Below are 15,466 nucleotides of genomic sequence, written 5' to 3'. Positions count from 1 at the left end.
GAAATGGGTCAGGGCAGGGCTGGGTGCTGAAGGCCCCTGGTGTTGACGTGGATGGAATACACGGTGTCCCAACTGCACAGAAACAGTCGGTTGCCATGAACACCGCCAAAACAGAGATTGCTGACGAGGTGCGGCGTGGCAATGCGTCCCAGCAGAGTTCCGTCGGGAGCGATGCAGTGCACACCATTGCCTGCGCTGCTCCAGACATTGCCGACCTCATCCACACGAATGCCATCGGCATTGCCGTTATTCACCCGGTGGAAATCCCGTCGTCCTTCGAGTTGCCGGCCACCCTCAACAACATCAAACACGTGAATCAGTCGATCGGCAACGGGATCGTCCGGGGCTCCGGTATCGACGACGTACAACAGGGACTCATCCGGCGAAAAGGCCAGACCATTCGGACCAGACACTTCATCTGGGGTGGTCATGGCTTGCAATGAGCCATCCGCTGGGTCAAAGCGGTAAACCACAGGAGCTTGCAACGAAGACCGCCGACCGCCCTCGTAATCATTGACAAGCCCATACACCGGATCACTAAACCAGATGGTGCCGTCCCGTTTCACCACCACATCATTGGGTGTATTGAGAGACTTTCCCTGATGGGAGTCCACCAACAACGTCACTCTGCCGTTGTGCTCGGTTCGCAACACGGCACGATCGCGGTGGCTGCATGTCAGCAAACGTCCTTGACGATCCCGCGTCTGACCATTCGGGAATCCTGCACTGTGGCGGAACACGCTCAATCCATGCACCTCATCCCAAGCAAGAATTCGGTCGTTGGGGATATCGGAAACCAAAAGTCGCTGCTGATCACCAAGCCACACAGGACCTTCAAGCCATCGGCAACCATCAAACAGACGTTCCAACTGGGCATTGAACAAGACCAGAGAACTGAATCGAGGATCCAGCTCCTCAAGCCTTGTTTCAACGAAATCGCTTCGATAAACGTTCATCGCAGCCATCGGTTGTCTCAGCTGAATGACCCTGGAGGGAGATTGCGCCAGGCATCGTCATTGCGCTGGATCACCAGCTGCACGCAAGGTTCATCGCCAACCTGTTCAGACAGATGGCCAAAACGGCCATCGGATGTCATCACGCAGCCCTGATCCCCCCCATAGGAGTACTCACCAGCTTTCATCACAACCCGCTGACCATCCATGCTGGTGACAGCCCAGGCTCCGCGCAGGATGTAGATCCACTTGGGGTCAGGGTTTTCATGCCAATCAGCTGTCCAACCCACGGGCAGATACGTCACGAACGCATTGCCGTCCTTGATCAGATCGCGTGAGAACTGCGGTGAGTTCCGAGGTCCGAGCCGGCCGAGCTTGAACTCACTGATGGTGCAGAGCTGATGACGACTCATGCCCTCAGCATCCGTCCAGAGATGCCAATACTGCTCTGCGTCAGGAGTCTGGATCTGGGGGTCGCCCATGGAATGAGGTGTACGCCTGAACGAACCCTATTCAGTTCGTCTGCGCTTGCCTATCGACTTGCACCGACCAGCTCAAAGTTTCACCGGCATGGAACAGAACCGGCCATTCACTGGCTTCGAGCCCAGCATCTCTGAGCTGTATCGATGGTGTCGACTCGAGGCGCCTGGGAACGGTCTGTGCCCGTTTCACAAGTGTGAGGTTTTCCTGATTCAGGGGAAGACCGTAGAACCTGGGCCCATGCTCACTGGCAAACCCCTGAAGATGCTCAAGAGCCCCCTCCTGCTCGAAGACAGCGGCATAGCTTTCAAGCGCATGCACCGCATTGAAGATGCCGGCACATCCGCAGGCTGATTCCTTGCCGGAACGGGGATGGGGAGCTGAATCGGTACCGAGGAAGAAACAGGGCAGACCACTGGTTGCCGCCTTCACCAAAGCGCGTCGGTGGCACTCCCTTTTCACAACCGGAAGGCAATAGAAGTCGCTGCGTAGGCCACCCATGAACATCGCGTTGCGGTTGAGATGCAGATGGTGCGGGGTGATGGTGGCTGCGATGCGGGAATCACCGGCGAGGCTTGCGCTGCGGATGAAATCGACCGCCTGCTCCGTGGTGATGTGCTCCAGCACGATGCGCAAAGCTGGATAACGCTCGCGCAGGGGGATCAGATGGGTTTCGATGAATGCTGCTTCCCGATCAAACACATCCACATCAGCATCGGTGACCTCGCCATGGATGAGCAGAGGCATGTCGATGGCCTCCATTCGCTCCAGCAGCTTGGTGATCTTGGAGAGATCGCTCACACCAGCAGCTGAATTGGTCGTGGCATTGGCTGGGTAGAGCTTGGCTGCGGTGAACACGCCCTCAGTGAAACCACGCTCAAGCTCGAAAGGATCCAGGTGATCGGTGAGATAGGCCGTCATCAGCGGCTGGAACCGCGTGTCCTCTGAAACTGCCTTCAGAATTCTGTCCCGGTAAGCGCTCGCCTGATCCACCGTGGTCACGGGTGGTTTCAGGTTGGGCATCACAATCGCCCTGGCAAACACCCTGGCTGTCGCAGGAGCAACAGCTCTGAGCATGGCTCCATCCCGAAGGTGCACATGCCAATCGTCAGGACGGCGAAGCACCAGACGGCTGGGACTGTCCTGCAATGGTCAGACCTCCTGAAGAACGGGAAGCTCGCCGACTGCTCGGCGGAGAATCTCTTCGCGATCCTCGCTCACGTGGTGCTCGGGAAGAAGCTCAAGAAGCTTCAGCTTCTCGAGACGGGTGCGTGTGGCTGACCCGGCAATAACCACAAGGTAAACAGAACGGCCGACTTCCACAGCCTCCTTGATGGCATTCTCCAACGCCAATGATGCCGTCACTCCCAGGTGGGAGACTTCGCTCAGGTCAAACAGAACAGCGTCGCAGTCTTCGATGGCGTTGTGTTCACGACTGATCGTCTTGGCGACACCAAAAATCATCGGGCCGGTGAGCTGGAAGAGCAAAAGGCGCCCTGAGGCCTGATCGAGTAAGGCCTGCTCCTGCTCTGGAAGTTCAACGTCATCATCGGTCGTGGTGATGGTCTTCACCCCCTTGGCCTGAAGTGCTGTCATCCGCTCGATCGTGAGCACATTCGCCACGAAAACCCCAATGAACACAGCCCAGATCAAATCAACCAAAACAGTGAGGGCGATCACGCCATAAGTGATGCAGGCTGCCTTGATGGATAGATGATGCGCCCGCTTGAGAAAGCTCCAGTCGATGATGTCGAAACCGACCTTGAGGGCGATGCCCGCGAGAACGGCCAACGGGATCCGAGAGGCCCATGGGGCCGCAAGCAGGATCACCAGCATCAGAATCAATGAACGAAAGATGCCCGAGAGGGCAGATCGTCCACCGGCCTGAATATTCACAACGGTCCCCATCGTTGCGCCAGCGCCCGGGAGGCCACCGAAAAGCCCAGACATCACATTGCCAAGCCCTTGACCAATCAATTCTTTATTGGAGTCGTGCTCTGTGCGGGTGAGGCTGTCAGCCACAACAGAGGTAAGCAGTGCATCGATACAGCCGAGCATGCCCAGAACCGCACCGTTCACCACCATCAGGCGGATCTGATCGGTGGAGAACGTCGGAACCTGAAAGGTGGGGAACTCAGCGGTGAAGGTCCCGATTCGACGGAGTTCCACAGCTCCGAAGACCGTTAACGACAGCAACGTGCCGATCACCAGTGCCAGCAGCTGGGGAGGGCAGAATCGCTTCCACTGTTCAGGAGTTAACCAGAGAATCAGCAGTGTGATCACAGCGAGTCCGAGCTCAAGCGGCTGAATCCCTGCCGCGAGCTCAGGAAGACTGCTCAGTGTTCCGATCACGCCCCCACTCGGACTGTTCTGTCCGAGAAAAGGAGCGAGCTGAAGAATCACCAGGATCACTCCGATTCCGGACATGAACCCGGAAATCACGGTGTAGGGCATCATCGTGATGTACCGCCCTAGTCGGAAGAATCCGAACAGGATCTGGAACACACCCGCCAGAACCACCACGGTGAAGGCCATTGCCAGAGCGGTTCCCCGATCAGGAATCTGGCTCGTGAAGCTCAGGATCACAGCGGTGAACACCACCGTCATCGGACCTGTGGGCTCGGAGATCAGTGTGGGAGTCCCCCCGAACAGGGAGGCCATCAAGCCGATGATCACGGCGCCCCATAAACCAGCAGCAGCGCCCGCCCCGGAGGCCACGCCGAAGGCCAGTGCCATGGGGAGAGCCACCACAGCAGCCGTCAGTCCTCCGAAGAAGTCCCCAGGGATGTTGCGGGTGCTGATGTGATTCAGAAACACGGCGTTGCGGGCCAATGGTGGCGGAATGCTAAGTCCCGCCAAGGGAATCGGACTGATAGGGGCTGATGGTCGAGAGCGCACAATGAGGTCTGGCTTCTGATCGCGATGCCTCCGTTTCTGTCAGCATTTCTGGAAGTTCTGATCGGAATCGCCCTGCTCTTCGGTGGAGGTGAGTTCTTCGTGCAGGGTGCGGTGACCCTGTCGCTGATCTTCGGCATTCCCCAGCTGGTGATTGGACTCACAGTCGTGTCATTGGGCACCAGTGCACCGGAATTATTCGTGAGCTTGAGCTCGGTGACACAGGGATTTGACGCCCTTGCCGTGAGCAACGTTGTGGGCAGCAACATTTTTAATGTGATGGTGGTGCTGGGCAGCAGTGCCCTGGTGACGCCTCTTCGGGTGGAGAGCCGACTTGTGCGAAGGGATGTCCCCCTCCTGATTGCCGTCTCGGCTGCAGTTTGGGGAATGGCCTCAGCAGGACGAGTGACCTGGCAGGCGGGGCTCGCTCTGCTTCTGGCACTGGTGATCAATTCGGTCTGGGAAATCCGCACGGCACGGGAAGAACCCGATGATGTGGGTGAGGCCGAACCCGAAGTGAATCCGGATCAGGGCAAACGCGGCGTCACCCGTGCCCTGGGTCTGCTACTGATCGGGATCCTCCTCCTTGGCGTTGGATCACGTGTTCTGGTGCATGGAGCCAGTGCGGCGGCCGCATTTTTGGGAGTGAGTCAGGCCGTGATCGGGCTGACCATCGTGTCGGCAGGCACCTCCATGCCGGAGCTGATCACCTCACTGGTCGCAGCCGTGAAGGGGAGAACGGATCTGGCGATCGGTAATGTGGTGGGGAGCAATCTGCTCAATCAGCTGTTGGTGCTGGGTGCCAGTGCCGTGGCTGCCGCCGGTGGAGCAGGGCTGCAGGTCAGCCCACTCTTGATTCAGCGGGATCTGCCGGTGATGGTGTTGGCCGCCCTGGCCTGCCTTCCGATTTTCTGGACCCGAGGCCGAATCACCCGTCTGGAAGGGGGGATTCTGGTGGCGCTGTACGTCTTTTATGTGATCGACCAGGTGCTCCCACGCACCTTGCCCACCTGGCAGGACGAATTCCGAATCGTGATGCTGTGTCTGGTCCTGCCTGCCGTCATTGTCGTGATAAGCGTTCAGGCTGGGTTGTATTGGCGACAGCTCAAGCGCAAACAAAAACAACGCGATTTGCCTTCGAGGTAATCGGCAACACAACGGTTGCGTCGGCATCCCCACACCGATCGGTGCATTCGTTCACGAAAGGATGACTGCTGCCTGAATGCTGTCCATCCTTAAAGAGCGTCGCTCCGCTTGCCGATGCTCGAGTTGCTCCCACCACTCAACGATAAAAATCTTCCCTGGCTGGATGTCATCCATCCAATCGTTGTTCACTTCGTGATCGCCATGGCGTTGATCACCGTTGTTTTCGACGTTTTGGGTGTGGTGACACGTCGCCGCAACCTTTTCGAGGTGAGTTTCTGGAACCTTGTTGTGGCCACCGTGGCCATTTTTGTGGCCATCATCTTCGGCCAAATCGAAGCCGGTCTGGCGATGCCTTACGGGGCCTCCAGAGACATTCTCAATTACCACAGCACCATCGGCTGGTCGCTAGCTGGCGTTCTTGGACTGCTCACAGGATGGCGCTACGTGGTGAGGCAGAAAGACCCAACAGCACTGCCCTCGGGATTCCTGGTGATTGATGGCGTGCTGGCCACGCTTGTGTTCTGCCAGGTGTATCTGGGCGACAAGCTCGTGTGGGTCTATGGGCTTCACACCGTGCCCGTGGTGGAAGCGATTCGCAGCGGAGCCGTCTCATGAGCATCGCCACCAGTCATTCGCTGATCGCCATCCCCTCACCGATCAACGACATCATTGACCAACTTGGCGCCAACGATCTTCCTTACGCCATTCCAATTCACCCCAATCTTGTTCACTTCACGATTGGGCTGTTTGCCATCGGCATCGCCTTTGACTTTGCAGGTGCTTTCTATCCCCTCGAGAAAAGGATCTTCCGGTTTCTGGCCCTGCCTGTCACCCGCACAGGATTCCACGATGTGGGCTGGTACAACGTGTTGGCTTGCAGTGTGATCACCTTTTTCACGGTGGCCGCAGGCTTCTACGAAATGCTCCTGGCGGTTCCTCTGCCAGGAATTCGCAGTGTGATCGGCCAGAACGCCATCGACACCATGCTTTGGCATGCCATTGGCGGAGTTGCTTTACTCCTGATCATCGTGGCGATGACGATCTGGCGTGGTTACCAGCGCTTCGTATGGAGAAAAGATCTCGGCCGTCAGGTGACCTGGCTCTATCTGGCAAGCGGGGCATTCGTTCTGATTGTGATGGGTGTGCACGGAAGCCTCGGGGCCTGGCTCGCCAGCGAATTTGGCGTGCACATCACAGCTGACCAACTGATTGCCGCAGGCGCTGATCTCAAGGAGGTGCTCCCATGACCACATCAACGGATCGGAAAGGGCCGAACATCAAGGCCATCGTGATCATCTCCATCGGGGTTGCTCTCAACACGGCTCTGGCAGCGCAGATGGCCCAGTGGTCCTACAGCTGGTTCCCTCCCCAGGCCTCCAGTGCCGCGCCTTACGTGGATGACCTCTTCGCCCTGGAAACGGCCATTGGCTCCTTTCTTTGGTTCGGCCTCACCGCTGTGATCGCCTGGACGCTTTTGTTCAATCGGGCACCCAAGTACGACGAGAGCTACGGCGAACCGATTGAAGGCAACAACCGACTCGAAATCACCTGGACGATCATTCCAACCGTGATCGTGTTCGCGATTGCCATCTATTCCATGCAGGTCAACGACAAGCTCGATGCACTTGGCCCTAAGCACAAGTACGCCATCGGCAGTGACCCCATTGCCGTTGCCGAAGTGGATCCACGAGCAACGGTAGGACCGATCGATGTGATTTCACGCCAATGGAGCTGGGAATTCATCTACCCCGATGGAATAAGAAGTTCCGAGCTTCACCTGCCTGTTGATCAACGCGTTAATTTCCGATTGATTAGCGAAGATGTAAATCACAGCTTTTACGTTCCGGCCTTTCGACTGAAGCAAGACATCATTCCAGGCAGTGTGATCTCCTACAGCCTGACACCAACAAAGCAGGGGCGATTTCGGCTCAGGGACGCCATGTTCAGTGGCACTTACTTCTCTCAGAACCAAACGGACGTGATTGTTGAGTCGGAAGACTCTTACAGCCAATGGCTAGCAGCAACAGCGAAACAACCATTGCAGCCTGGCCTGAGCCCTGGCAATGAGCTCTACGCAAAACGACTGGCCAACGGGAACAAAGGATGGGCGACCGTCCCTCCAGCAGCACCACCGATGGTGAATGACCCCGGTGACGCTTCGATCCCCCACGACGCCTGAGATTCATGACATCCACCAATTTCGATCCACGCATCCTCAAGGCGCCGCACCCAGTGCCCGGGGCCCCAGACAACTGGAAGCGCTTTTTCAGCTTCAACACCGATGCCAAGGTGATTGGCATTCAGTACATCGCCACCTCGTTGCTTTTCCTGCTCGTCGGCGGGCTCCTGGCCATGGTGATGCGAGGTGAACTGATCACTCCACCAGCTGATCTTGTCGACCCCAGCGTCTACAACGGTCTTTACACAATGCACGGAACAGTGATGCTGTTCCTCTTTCTTTTCCCGGTTCTGAATGGTCTCAACAATCTGTTGATTCCCACGATGATCGGTGCTCCCGACATGGCCTTTCCTCGGCTCAATGCAGCAGCGTTCTGGCTTGTGCCAGTGTTTGCTCTGCTGCTGATGGCAAGCTTCTTCATCCCAGGTGGACCGGCTCAGGCTGGCTGGTGGTCCTATCCACCAATCAGCATCCAGAATCCTCTCAACAACTTCGTTAATGGGGAACAACTCTGGTTGCTTGCCGTAGCACTTTCTGGGGTGTCATCCATCTTCGGCGCAATCAATTTCGTCACCACAATCATCAGGATGCGTGCCCCAGGCATGGGCTTCTTCAAGATGCCTCTGTATTGCTGGACAGCATGGGGAGCCCAGACGATTCAGCTGATCGGCCTCCCATCACTGACTGGTGGCGCCATCATGTTGCTGTTTGATCTCAGCTTTGGAACAAGCTTCTTCCGTCCCGAAGGCGGCGGAGATCCTGTTCTTTACCAGCACTTTTTCTGGTTCTATTCACACCCAGCGGTGTATGTGATGGTGCTTCCTGTATTCGGCATCTTCTCTGAAGTCTTCACCTGCTACGCGCGCAAACCACTGTTTGGCTACAAGTTTGTGGCTTTGGCCTCATTTGGAATCGTGTTTCTGTCACTGATCGTGTGGGTTCACCACATGTTCTATACGGGCACCCCGAACTGGATGCGCGTCCTCTTCATGTTCACCACCATGACCATCGCAGTCCCTACCGGGGTGAAGGTCTTTGCATGGGTGGCCACGCTTTGGGGAGGAAAGCTTCGTCTGACCACTCCCATGCTCTTCTGCCTGGGCGGACTGCTGAATTTTATTTTCGCTGGCATCACTGGCGTGATGCTTGGAACCATACCCATCGATATCCACGTGGGGAACACTTACTTTGTGGTGGCACACTTCCACTATGTGATCTTCAACGCCATTGTTTTAGGCGTGTTCGCCGCCGTTTATCACTGGTTCCCGAAATTTACTGGTCACATGTATTACGAAGGTCTGGGAAAGGTTCACTTTGCCCTCACCTTCATCGGATGCACTCTCAACTGGTTGCCGCTCCACTGGGCGGGCTTGCTCGGCATGCCCAGACGGGTCGCGTCCTACGACCCTGAATTCGCCATTTGGAACGTCCTCGCCAGCATCGGCGCCTTTCTTCTGGGAGTTGCTTCGATTCCCTTCATTCTGAACATGGTGAGCTCCTGGGCACGAGGTCCTAAAGCGCCCCCAAATCCATGGGGAGCCATCGGCTTGGAATGGCTTCTGCCGTCACCACCTCCGGCAGAGAACTTTGAGGACGATGTTCCAACCGTTCTCAACAACCCCTATGGCTACGGGCTGCATGAGCCCTTTGTGGCCGACGAGGAGTTTTACATCCGACGCGCCCAGGAGGCCTGACTCATGACCAGCTTGGATTCATCCCAACAACTCAATCACACGCCGGGTCACATCAAGCATTCCGGCCACAACCTTACGGGGTTTATCATTTTCCTCTGCTCCGAAAGCATCATCTTTCTGGCATTTTTTGCAGGATTTACGCTGTTTAAAATCACGTCCCCTGAATGGCTTCCTCCAGGTGTAGAGGGCCTGGAAGTGAGGATGCCGCTCATCAACACAATTGTGCTGGTGAGCTCGAGCTTTGTGGCCTACTTTGCCGAGCGCTACCTCCACAAAGGCAACTTGTGGGGCTTCCGAATCGTGTGGTTCATCACGATGCTGATGGGCGCTTATTTTGTTTATGGACAATACGTTGAATGGTCAAGCCTGGAATTCGGACTTGGCAGCGGTGTATTCGGAGGAACTTTTTACCTCCTAACGGGATTCCATGGGTTGCATGTGATTACTGGCATTGGTCTGATGGGGTTGATGCTGTTTCACTCCTTCCGCCCGGGAAACTACGAAAAAGGAGACATGGGCGTCACTGCTGTGAGCCTGTTCTGGCACTTTGTGGATGTGATCTGGATCATCCTTTTTGTGCTGATTTACGTGTGGCAGCGCACCAACTGATTTCGCTGCATCAACCGGTTTCAACACGACACTTCCGCCATGATCATCGACGATCGCCACTACGACATCATCGTCATCGGCAGCGGCGCCGGGGGCGGAACCCTGGCTGGAGCTCTGAGCCGACAGGGACGAAGTGTGCTCCTGCTTGAACGCGGGGAAGCCATGGCCCTGAGTGATCAGAACGTGGCCGATGTTGATCTCTTTCGCAAAGACCGTTACCACCCACGCAACGAACGCTGGTTCGGACCGGACGGCGACCCAATCGCCCCGCAGACCACCTACGCCTTAGGGGGTAACACCAAGATCTGGGGAGCCGTTCTCGAGCGCATGCGCGAGAAGGACTTCGACGATCTCCCTCTTCAGGACGGCATTTCTCCGCGCTGGCCCTTCAGTTACCAACACCTGGCCCCCTATTACGACCAGGCAGAAAGTCTGTATCAAGTGCATGGACAATCGGGCGTAGACCCCACGGAGCCTGCTCGCAGCGGTGACTTCGGCCATGCACCAAAACCGTTGATGCCCTTTCTCGAGCCCTTGCGGGAAGGTCTCAAGCGTCAAGGTTGTCAGCCCTATGACCTGCCCTTGAGCTGGTCGAGCAGCCAAGAAGACCCCAGCGGGGACTCCCAGCTGTACGGACTGGACAACGCCGATCCCGAGAAGCTGGAGGTGCGGTCAATGGCCCGGGTGATGCGACTCCACGTGAATCCAAGTGGTCGCGAGGTGAAAGCGGTGGAAGCCGATGTCGCCGGCGAAAGCTGGTTGTTCTCAGCGGATGTAGTTGTGCTTGCGGCTGGAGCGATCAATACGCCTGCGATCTTGCTGCGCTCCAGCAGTGAAAAGCACCCCCGAGGCCTCAACAACGGGTCTGATCAGGTGGGCCGCAATCTGATGAATCTTCAGCTCACCTCGATTCTCCAGCTGGCAGCTGAACCGAACAACGGTCGCTATGCGCGATCACTGGGCGTGAATGACTACTACTGGGGGGATAAGAATGTGAGCTTCCCCCTTGGTCACATCCAAGCTGCCGGGGGTGTACTGCAGGATGCGCTGTTTGCCGAATCACCACCGGTGCTCTCTCTTGTGAGCAAATTGATCCCTGATTTCGGTTTGGAGCGCCTGGCATCCCGTTCCGTGGCCTGGTGGGCCATGACGGAAGTGCTTCCCGACCCCCACAACAAAGTGTGGTTGAACAATGATCAGATCCGCATTAATTACTTGCATAACAATCGTGAAGCCCACGATCGCCTTGTTTACCGATGGATTGACACCTTGACGGCCGTCGAATCCGATCCCATCACCCAGGTGGTGACCAAAGCTCCAACACACCCCCGCGGTGAAGCGCCACTGAGCGTGGTTGGCTACGCCTGCGGTACATGCCGCATGGGCGAAGATCCCGCTGCATCTGTGGTCGATGGCGATGGCCGTTGCCACGAGCTCGACAACCTCTACATCGCCGATTCCAGCGTGTTTCCCAGCTGCCCAAGCGTCGGCCCTGGACTCACCACCATCGCCTTAGCGCTACGCATGGCCGCAGCCCTCCAGCAACGCTTCAATGGCTAACGGGGCAGCAAAAATGCCCGAATCTTGCCGATTGGTCCGCTCGCGTTCTCGTCATCGATCAACGCACCACTAATTAAGCCACCTGCGATCAGTGCATTGGGAATGATCCTGGATGCCAAGCGCGCTTCCAACTCTCCATTCACTTCCTCTTCCGGATAAAAGCTGAGCACGGTCATCACTTCCCGATCATCCATTCCGTAGCGCACGAGTGGCGTCAGCAGAGCATCAGGCAAAAATCCCTTTCCCCCGTAACCAAAGCGGTGCTGAATGGCGTGAAAAAACTCATGGCGGGCCACTTCGCCGAGGGATCGCTGTCCTCGCGTCGCAACATCGGCGCAGAGACTCACCTGCTGACGATCCGGATCGAAACTCCCCAAGTAATGCGCTGTGGTCTCACAACCTTCCCCCCCACGCACTGTGGTGACACCTGAGAACGATGCGAGAAGCACAAGCACAAATAACGGCATCCACCATTAACAATCTCTTAACCGCCATTCTTACGGGTCTTAACCCTGTTCTCAAGTAGGAATTGCTACTCAATTAACGATCGGCGTACGATCCACACCACCTCATCCCTGGCGCGAAGAAGGAACTGAGCGTTTGCTGATGTGATCACAAGAGCGTTCAACTGCAACGTGCTTCGTGGGCTGAAGGCCTCGAGCGGCACCTCGCGCACCTCAGAGTCATCAGGAAATGCACCCAACCCATCGGGCCAGCTCTCCACAGGGTCACCGGTCTCCCATAAGGCACTGACCTGCTCAACCTCCAGAGGTGCCAACACCGCCACCGTGTTTTGGCCTACCACCCCGCGTTGCCCATCTGGGCGATTCGGTCCATCACCCTGATCGGCTTTCTGTTCTGGTTTGCAGTCTGGATCCTTCTTTCCCTCGGACAAGTCATCCAGCAGATCCGGGGCGGGAGGCGGTGGCAAGGTATTGCTTAGGTTCAGGCCAACCGCGGCTACAGAGCGGCTCTGTGCCACGCGACGACTCAGACGCACGAGTTCTTGGGAATTGTCGACAACCTTTGGAGGCTTGAGTCCCGACGTCGTCCGCGTCGCCAGCACCGTGCTGGTTCCAATCACAACAGCATGCCCGGCGATCGCGATCGCCACTGGCAGCGCAACCATGGCGAGCCCCTCAGGAGCGTGTCGCCGCAGGGAGTTGAAGATCCACATCAAGAGAGCTGGAATCGAAGAACGGAATCAGGTCCTGCACCACACCCCAGGAAACCTGAGGAGCCAGGGAGAGGCGGAGACGCGTGCCTGGATCAAGACGATTCAGGCGAGCGAGCAGAGCCGGGATCATCGATCGCTCAATCGGCTGATTCCACAGACGCAGACCACCATCGGCAGCGAGGTGGATCACGATCACGCCGTCACTTGCCGGCCGCTGCTGCCTCCACTGGGGAAGCAGCAAAACCGCCGTCGCCCCAAGGGTGAGACAAAAGGAGACCACGGAACAGCCGAGAGCTCGACGCTGGGTGAGAGGAAGATTCATGGGGCTATCACCTCCGGAACAGCCTGCAAACGCACCGGGATCGATGACTGGCGTCTGAGCCAGGCAAGGTCGGAGGCGACTGCCGATGCCTGCAAGGCACTGGAGGGAAGCAGCACGAGCTCATCCGGTCCGCCTTCACGCTGATCGAGCTGCCTGCTGAGCAAGGCAGCTGACATGGGTTGTCCATTGAGGTACCAACTGCCTCCAAGGGATCGGACCACCAGCCAACGCGTCCGCAGAGAAGCGCCAGAGATGTTGCGCTGCCTTGATGGGGGTGTCTGCTGAACAACCAAAGGAAGGGATGCGAGGAACGTCATCAGCGTCAGAACAACGGCGCCGAAGGAAAGAACGAGGGGCATCAGATCTGACCGGAGCGGCGTTCCAGGCAACGATCGGAAAAGGCATCAAGAACCACTTGGGCGCGAAGACGGTTGAGGCGTTGCACCAAAAGAGCCAAAACCGCGATCAAAAGACCGAGGACTGTGCCAATGAGCACCTGGCCATAGCCGGCGATCAGGTCTCCTCCCTGGGAAGGGAGCGTGAGTCCGGGCCCGAGCGCCTGGAGCAACTGCATCAGGCCAATCACCGAGGCCAGCAGCCCAAGGAGAGGCCCAAGAACCATGCAAAGCTCCAAGGCCCCATCCCAGCGACAGAGCTGGCGCTCGAGTCGCGCCTCTAGCAACTGCTGACGCAGTGATGCTGCCGATGGCTTGAGTTGCTCGAGTTCAAGCAGTGAATGCTCCGGGCTGACACGATCGCCGCGGCCCCATTGCCACCAGAAGCGCAGCCGCTCAACTCCCATCGATGCAACAGCGACGGAGACCAGCATCAGAGGCACGATCAGCACGCCTCCACGACGCAGAGCCTCGAGAGTCAGCACCGCATGACAGAACAAACTCAGCGCAAATTAGTGCGTCTTCCGAGGCCCCGCAGTGGCGCCGAACCTTGACAGGAATTGCCTGAAGATCACTAAGCCATGGTGACAAATTCCTCCGACACAGTGGGATGGAGAGCCATGGTGCGATCAAAGTCGGCTTTGGTGGCTCCCATCCCCACGGCAATCGCTGCCATCTGAATGATTTCAGCGGCATGCTCTCCCACCATGTGACACCCCAGCACCTTGTCCGTGCCGGCCTCAATGACCAGCTTGAGCAGAGTTCGCGGACCACGCTTGGGAAGTGCCTGGTCCATGGAGCGGAACCGCGCCCTGTGGATCACAACAGCATCCGAACCGAATCGACTGATGGCGGCTTCTTCGGAAAGACCGACGGTGGCCAGCTCGGGCTGACTGAACACAGCACTCGCCACCAGGTCGTGATTCACCTGGCGCGGCCGGCCACCGAACTGCGTATCCGCAAAGGCTCTGCCCTCATCCACCGCCACAGGGGTGAGGCAGATGCGATCAGTCACATCGCCCACAGCAAAAATATGGGAAACACTGGTTCGCTGGTCAGTGTCTACCGCCAGCTTCCTGCCCTCACTCCTGAGGCCGGCAGCTTCAAGCTTCAATCCCTGCAGAAAAGGCTGACGCCCGGTTGCCAGCAGCACCCCTCCGGCCTGGATCCGCTCTCCTTGATCCGTCACCAGAACCAGATCGCCGGGCGAGCCCTCGATGGATGCAGGGCTGGTGGAGAAACGCAGATCCACTCCCTTCTCCACCATGCCCTCCTGCACAGCTGCCGCGAGTTCCCGGTCGAAACCACGCAGCAAACCATCTCTCCTCACCAGCTGGGTGACGGCGGTGCCGAGTCCTCGGAGGATGCAGGCGAACTCGCAGGCAATGAAACCAGCACCCACCACCACAACATGCTCGGGAAAGCGCTCAAGCAGGAACATGTCGTCACTGACCCAGCCCAGCTCTGCCCCTGAAATCGAGGGACGCAGGGGACGTCCTCCCACAGCTATAAGAACGCGGCCTGCCGTCAGAGAGTGCTGAACATCGCCTCCAGGCTGAGCGGAAACAGCAATGCGGTGAGCATCTTCAAAGCGACCCCAGCCTTGAACCAGGGTGACTCCTGCTTTCTCAAGGAGGTTCACATGCAGAGCATTCAATCGATCCACCTCAGCCCGCACCGCTTGAAGAAGCACAGGGGTGTTGATCGTGGCCGGCGGCACATCAACGCCATAGCTCGGTGCATCAGCCAAGTGTTCTGAAACCTTGGAGCCATACACAAGTAGTTTCTTCGGCACACACCCACGGATGACGCAGGTCCCCCCGACCTTGTCGCCTTCCACAAGGGCGACGCGTGCACCGTGGGCCGAGGCTCGCTTGGCAGCAGCGAGACCACCTGAGCCGGCGCCGATCACAACGAGATCAAAATTTTGGTCCATCAGCACACTCCTTGACAGACCATTCTGATCAGGTGCCTGCCTTAATCCAAACGAAGTGGTGTGCGCCGGGATACGGCATGGACGTAAAGGCTTGATTATGGTCTGAGTAAGACCCAAGCC

The 15,466-nt window shown here is 57.5% G+C and carries 17 protein-coding genes; 7 read left to right on the top strand and 10 right to left on the bottom strand.

The window, feature by feature from the left end:
- Positions 1-8 precede the first annotated feature (8 nt).
- The 4 genes from SynMEDNS5_RS03670 to SynMEDNS5_RS03655 are packed head-to-tail and all read right to left on the bottom strand — an operon-like array spanning position 9 to position 4,250.
- Positions 9-965: an SMP-30/gluconolactonase/LRE family protein gene (locus SynMEDNS5_RS03670; RefSeq protein ID WP_255440281.1), complete on the bottom strand. Its 957-nt coding sequence runs from the start codon at positions 963-965 to the stop codon at positions 9-11.
- Between the two features lie 8 nt (positions 966-973).
- On the bottom strand, positions 974-1,435 hold the full coding sequence (locus tag SynMEDNS5_RS03665) for a cupin domain-containing protein (protein ID WP_186584589.1): 462 nt from the start codon (positions 1,433-1,435) through the stop codon (positions 974-976).
- A 31-nt stretch (positions 1,436-1,466) separates the two neighbouring features.
- Positions 1,467-2,582, bottom strand: coding sequence for a dihydroorotase (gene pyrC, locus SynMEDNS5_RS03660; RefSeq protein ID WP_186584587.1), 1,116 nt, complete (start codon positions 2,580-2,582; stop codon positions 1,467-1,469).
- A gap of 3 nt (positions 2,583-2,585) precedes the next feature.
- Positions 2,586-4,250, bottom strand: coding sequence for a SulP family inorganic anion transporter (locus SynMEDNS5_RS03655; RefSeq protein ID WP_186585819.1), 1,665 nt, complete (start codon positions 4,248-4,250; stop codon positions 2,586-2,588).
- 105 nt (positions 4,251-4,355) lie between these two features.
- Between SynMEDNS5_RS03655 and SynMEDNS5_RS03650 the strand changes: the two genes are divergently transcribed.
- From SynMEDNS5_RS03650 to SynMEDNS5_RS03620, 7 genes are all read left to right on the top strand, one after another.
- Positions 4,356-5,474: a calcium/sodium antiporter gene (locus tag SynMEDNS5_RS03650; protein ID WP_186584585.1), complete on the top strand. Its 1,119-nt coding sequence runs from the start codon at positions 4,356-4,358 to the stop codon at positions 5,472-5,474.
- Positions 5,475-5,588: 114 nt separating this feature from the next.
- Positions 5,589-6,089: a DUF2231 domain-containing protein gene (locus SynMEDNS5_RS03645; protein ID WP_011932626.1), complete on the top strand. Its 501-nt coding sequence runs from the start codon at positions 5,589-5,591 to the stop codon at positions 6,087-6,089.
- A complete protein-coding gene (locus SynMEDNS5_RS03640; RefSeq protein ID WP_186584575.1) occupies positions 6,086-6,721 on the top strand; it encodes a DUF2231 domain-containing protein in 636 nt (211 codons plus the stop codon). The genes SynMEDNS5_RS03645 and SynMEDNS5_RS03640 overlap by 4 nt, the downstream gene beginning before the upstream one ends.
- Complete coding sequence (locus tag SynMEDNS5_RS03635) at positions 6,718-7,653, top strand: cytochrome c oxidase subunit II (protein ID WP_186584573.1); 936 nt, start codon at positions 6,718-6,720, stop codon at positions 7,651-7,653. The genes SynMEDNS5_RS03640 and SynMEDNS5_RS03635 overlap by 4 nt, the downstream gene beginning before the upstream one ends.
- Positions 7,654-7,658: 5 nt before the next feature.
- A complete protein-coding gene (locus tag SynMEDNS5_RS03630) occupies positions 7,659-9,347 on the top strand; it encodes a cbb3-type cytochrome c oxidase subunit I (RefSeq protein WP_186584571.1) in 1,689 nt (562 codons plus the stop codon).
- 3 nt (positions 9,348-9,350) lie between these two features.
- Positions 9,351-9,956, top strand: a complete 606-nt coding sequence (locus SynMEDNS5_RS03625; protein WP_186584569.1) for a heme-copper oxidase subunit III — start codon at positions 9,351-9,353, stop codon at positions 9,954-9,956.
- A 39-nt stretch (positions 9,957-9,995) separates the two neighbouring features.
- On the top strand, positions 9,996-11,516 hold the full coding sequence (locus SynMEDNS5_RS03620; RefSeq protein ID WP_186584567.1) for a GMC oxidoreductase: 1,521 nt from the start codon (positions 9,996-9,998) through the stop codon (positions 11,514-11,516).
- Here the strand turns inward: SynMEDNS5_RS03620 and SynMEDNS5_RS03615 are convergent.
- The 6 genes from SynMEDNS5_RS03615 to gorA all read right to left on the bottom strand — a co-directional run bounded on the left by SynMEDNS5_RS03615 (position 11,513) and on the right by gorA (position 15,346).
- A complete protein-coding gene (locus tag SynMEDNS5_RS03615) occupies positions 11,513-11,983 on the bottom strand; it encodes a hypothetical protein (RefSeq protein WP_186584565.1) in 471 nt (156 codons plus the stop codon). The genes SynMEDNS5_RS03620 and SynMEDNS5_RS03615 overlap by 4 nt on opposite strands.
- A gap of 65 nt (positions 11,984-12,048) precedes the next feature.
- A complete protein-coding gene (locus tag SynMEDNS5_RS03610; RefSeq protein ID WP_255440280.1) occupies positions 12,049-12,645 on the bottom strand; it encodes a hypothetical protein in 597 nt (198 codons plus the stop codon).
- Between the two features lie 10 nt (positions 12,646-12,655).
- Positions 12,656-13,015: a hypothetical protein gene (locus SynMEDNS5_RS03605; protein ID WP_186584561.1), complete on the bottom strand. Its 360-nt coding sequence runs from the start codon at positions 13,013-13,015 to the stop codon at positions 12,656-12,658.
- Complete coding sequence (locus tag SynMEDNS5_RS03600; protein ID WP_186584559.1) at positions 13,012-13,374, bottom strand: hypothetical protein; 363 nt, start codon at positions 13,372-13,374, stop codon at positions 13,012-13,014. The genes SynMEDNS5_RS03605 and SynMEDNS5_RS03600 overlap by 4 nt, the downstream gene beginning before the upstream one ends.
- A complete protein-coding gene (locus tag SynMEDNS5_RS03595) occupies positions 13,374-13,895 on the bottom strand; it encodes a MotA/TolQ/ExbB proton channel family protein (RefSeq protein WP_186584557.1) in 522 nt (173 codons plus the stop codon). The genes SynMEDNS5_RS03600 and SynMEDNS5_RS03595 overlap by 1 nt, the downstream gene beginning before the upstream one ends.
- 89 nt (positions 13,896-13,984) lie before the next feature.
- Positions 13,985-15,346, bottom strand: coding sequence for a glutathione-disulfide reductase (gene gorA, locus SynMEDNS5_RS03590; RefSeq protein ID WP_186584547.1), 1,362 nt, complete (start codon positions 15,344-15,346; stop codon positions 13,985-13,987).
- Between the last annotated feature and the right edge of the window lie 120 nt (positions 15,347-15,466).

The sequence above is a fragment of the Synechococcus sp. MEDNS5 genome (assembly GCF_014279875.1).
GTDB lineage: Bacteria > Cyanobacteriota > Cyanobacteriia > PCC-6307 > Cyanobiaceae > Synechococcus_C.
The sequence above is the reverse complement of the archived record's forward strand: the minus strand, read 5'-3'. Positions and strand labels throughout refer to the sequence as shown.

Coding starts and splice junctions, on each gene's coding strand:
- SynMEDNS5_RS03670 (WP_255440281.1), bottom strand. CDS start 965: ATGGCTGCGATGAACGTTTATCGAAGCGATTTCGTTGAAACAAGGCTT.
- SynMEDNS5_RS03665 (WP_186584589.1), bottom strand. CDS start 1,435: ATGGGCGACCCCCAGATCCAGACTCCTGACGCAGAGCAGTATTGGCAT.
- SynMEDNS5_RS03650 (WP_186584585.1), top strand. CDS start 4,356: ATGCCTCCGTTTCTGTCAGCATTTCTGGAAGTTCTGATCGGAATCGCC.
- SynMEDNS5_RS03645 (WP_011932626.1), top strand. CDS start 5,589: ATGCTCGAGTTGCTCCCACCACTCAACGATAAAAATCTTCCCTGGCTG.
- SynMEDNS5_RS03640 (WP_186584575.1), top strand. CDS start 6,086: ATGAGCATCGCCACCAGTCATTCGCTGATCGCCATCCCCTCACCGATC.
- SynMEDNS5_RS03635 (WP_186584573.1), top strand. CDS start 6,718: ATGACCACATCAACGGATCGGAAAGGGCCGAACATCAAGGCCATCGTG.
- SynMEDNS5_RS03630 (WP_186584571.1), top strand. CDS start 7,659: ATGACATCCACCAATTTCGATCCACGCATCCTCAAGGCGCCGCACCCA.
- SynMEDNS5_RS03625 (WP_186584569.1), top strand. CDS start 9,351: ATGACCAGCTTGGATTCATCCCAACAACTCAATCACACGCCGGGTCAC.
- SynMEDNS5_RS03620 (WP_186584567.1), top strand. CDS start 9,996: ATGATCATCGACGATCGCCACTACGACATCATCGTCATCGGCAGCGGC.
- SynMEDNS5_RS03615 (WP_186584565.1), bottom strand. CDS start 11,983: ATGCCGTTATTTGTGCTTGTGCTTCTCGCATCGTTCTCAGGTGTCACC.
- SynMEDNS5_RS03610 (WP_255440280.1), bottom strand. CDS start 12,645: ATGGTTGCGCTGCCAGTGGCGATCGCGATCGCCGGGCATGCTGTTGTG.
- SynMEDNS5_RS03605 (WP_186584561.1), bottom strand. CDS start 13,015: ATGAATCTTCCTCTCACCCAGCGTCGAGCTCTCGGCTGTTCCGTGGTC.
- SynMEDNS5_RS03600 (WP_186584559.1), bottom strand. CDS start 13,374: ATGCCCCTCGTTCTTTCCTTCGGCGCCGTTGTTCTGACGCTGATGACG.
- gorA (WP_186584547.1), bottom strand. CDS start 15,346: ATGGACCAAAATTTTGATCTCGTTGTGATCGGCGCCGGCTCAGGTGGT.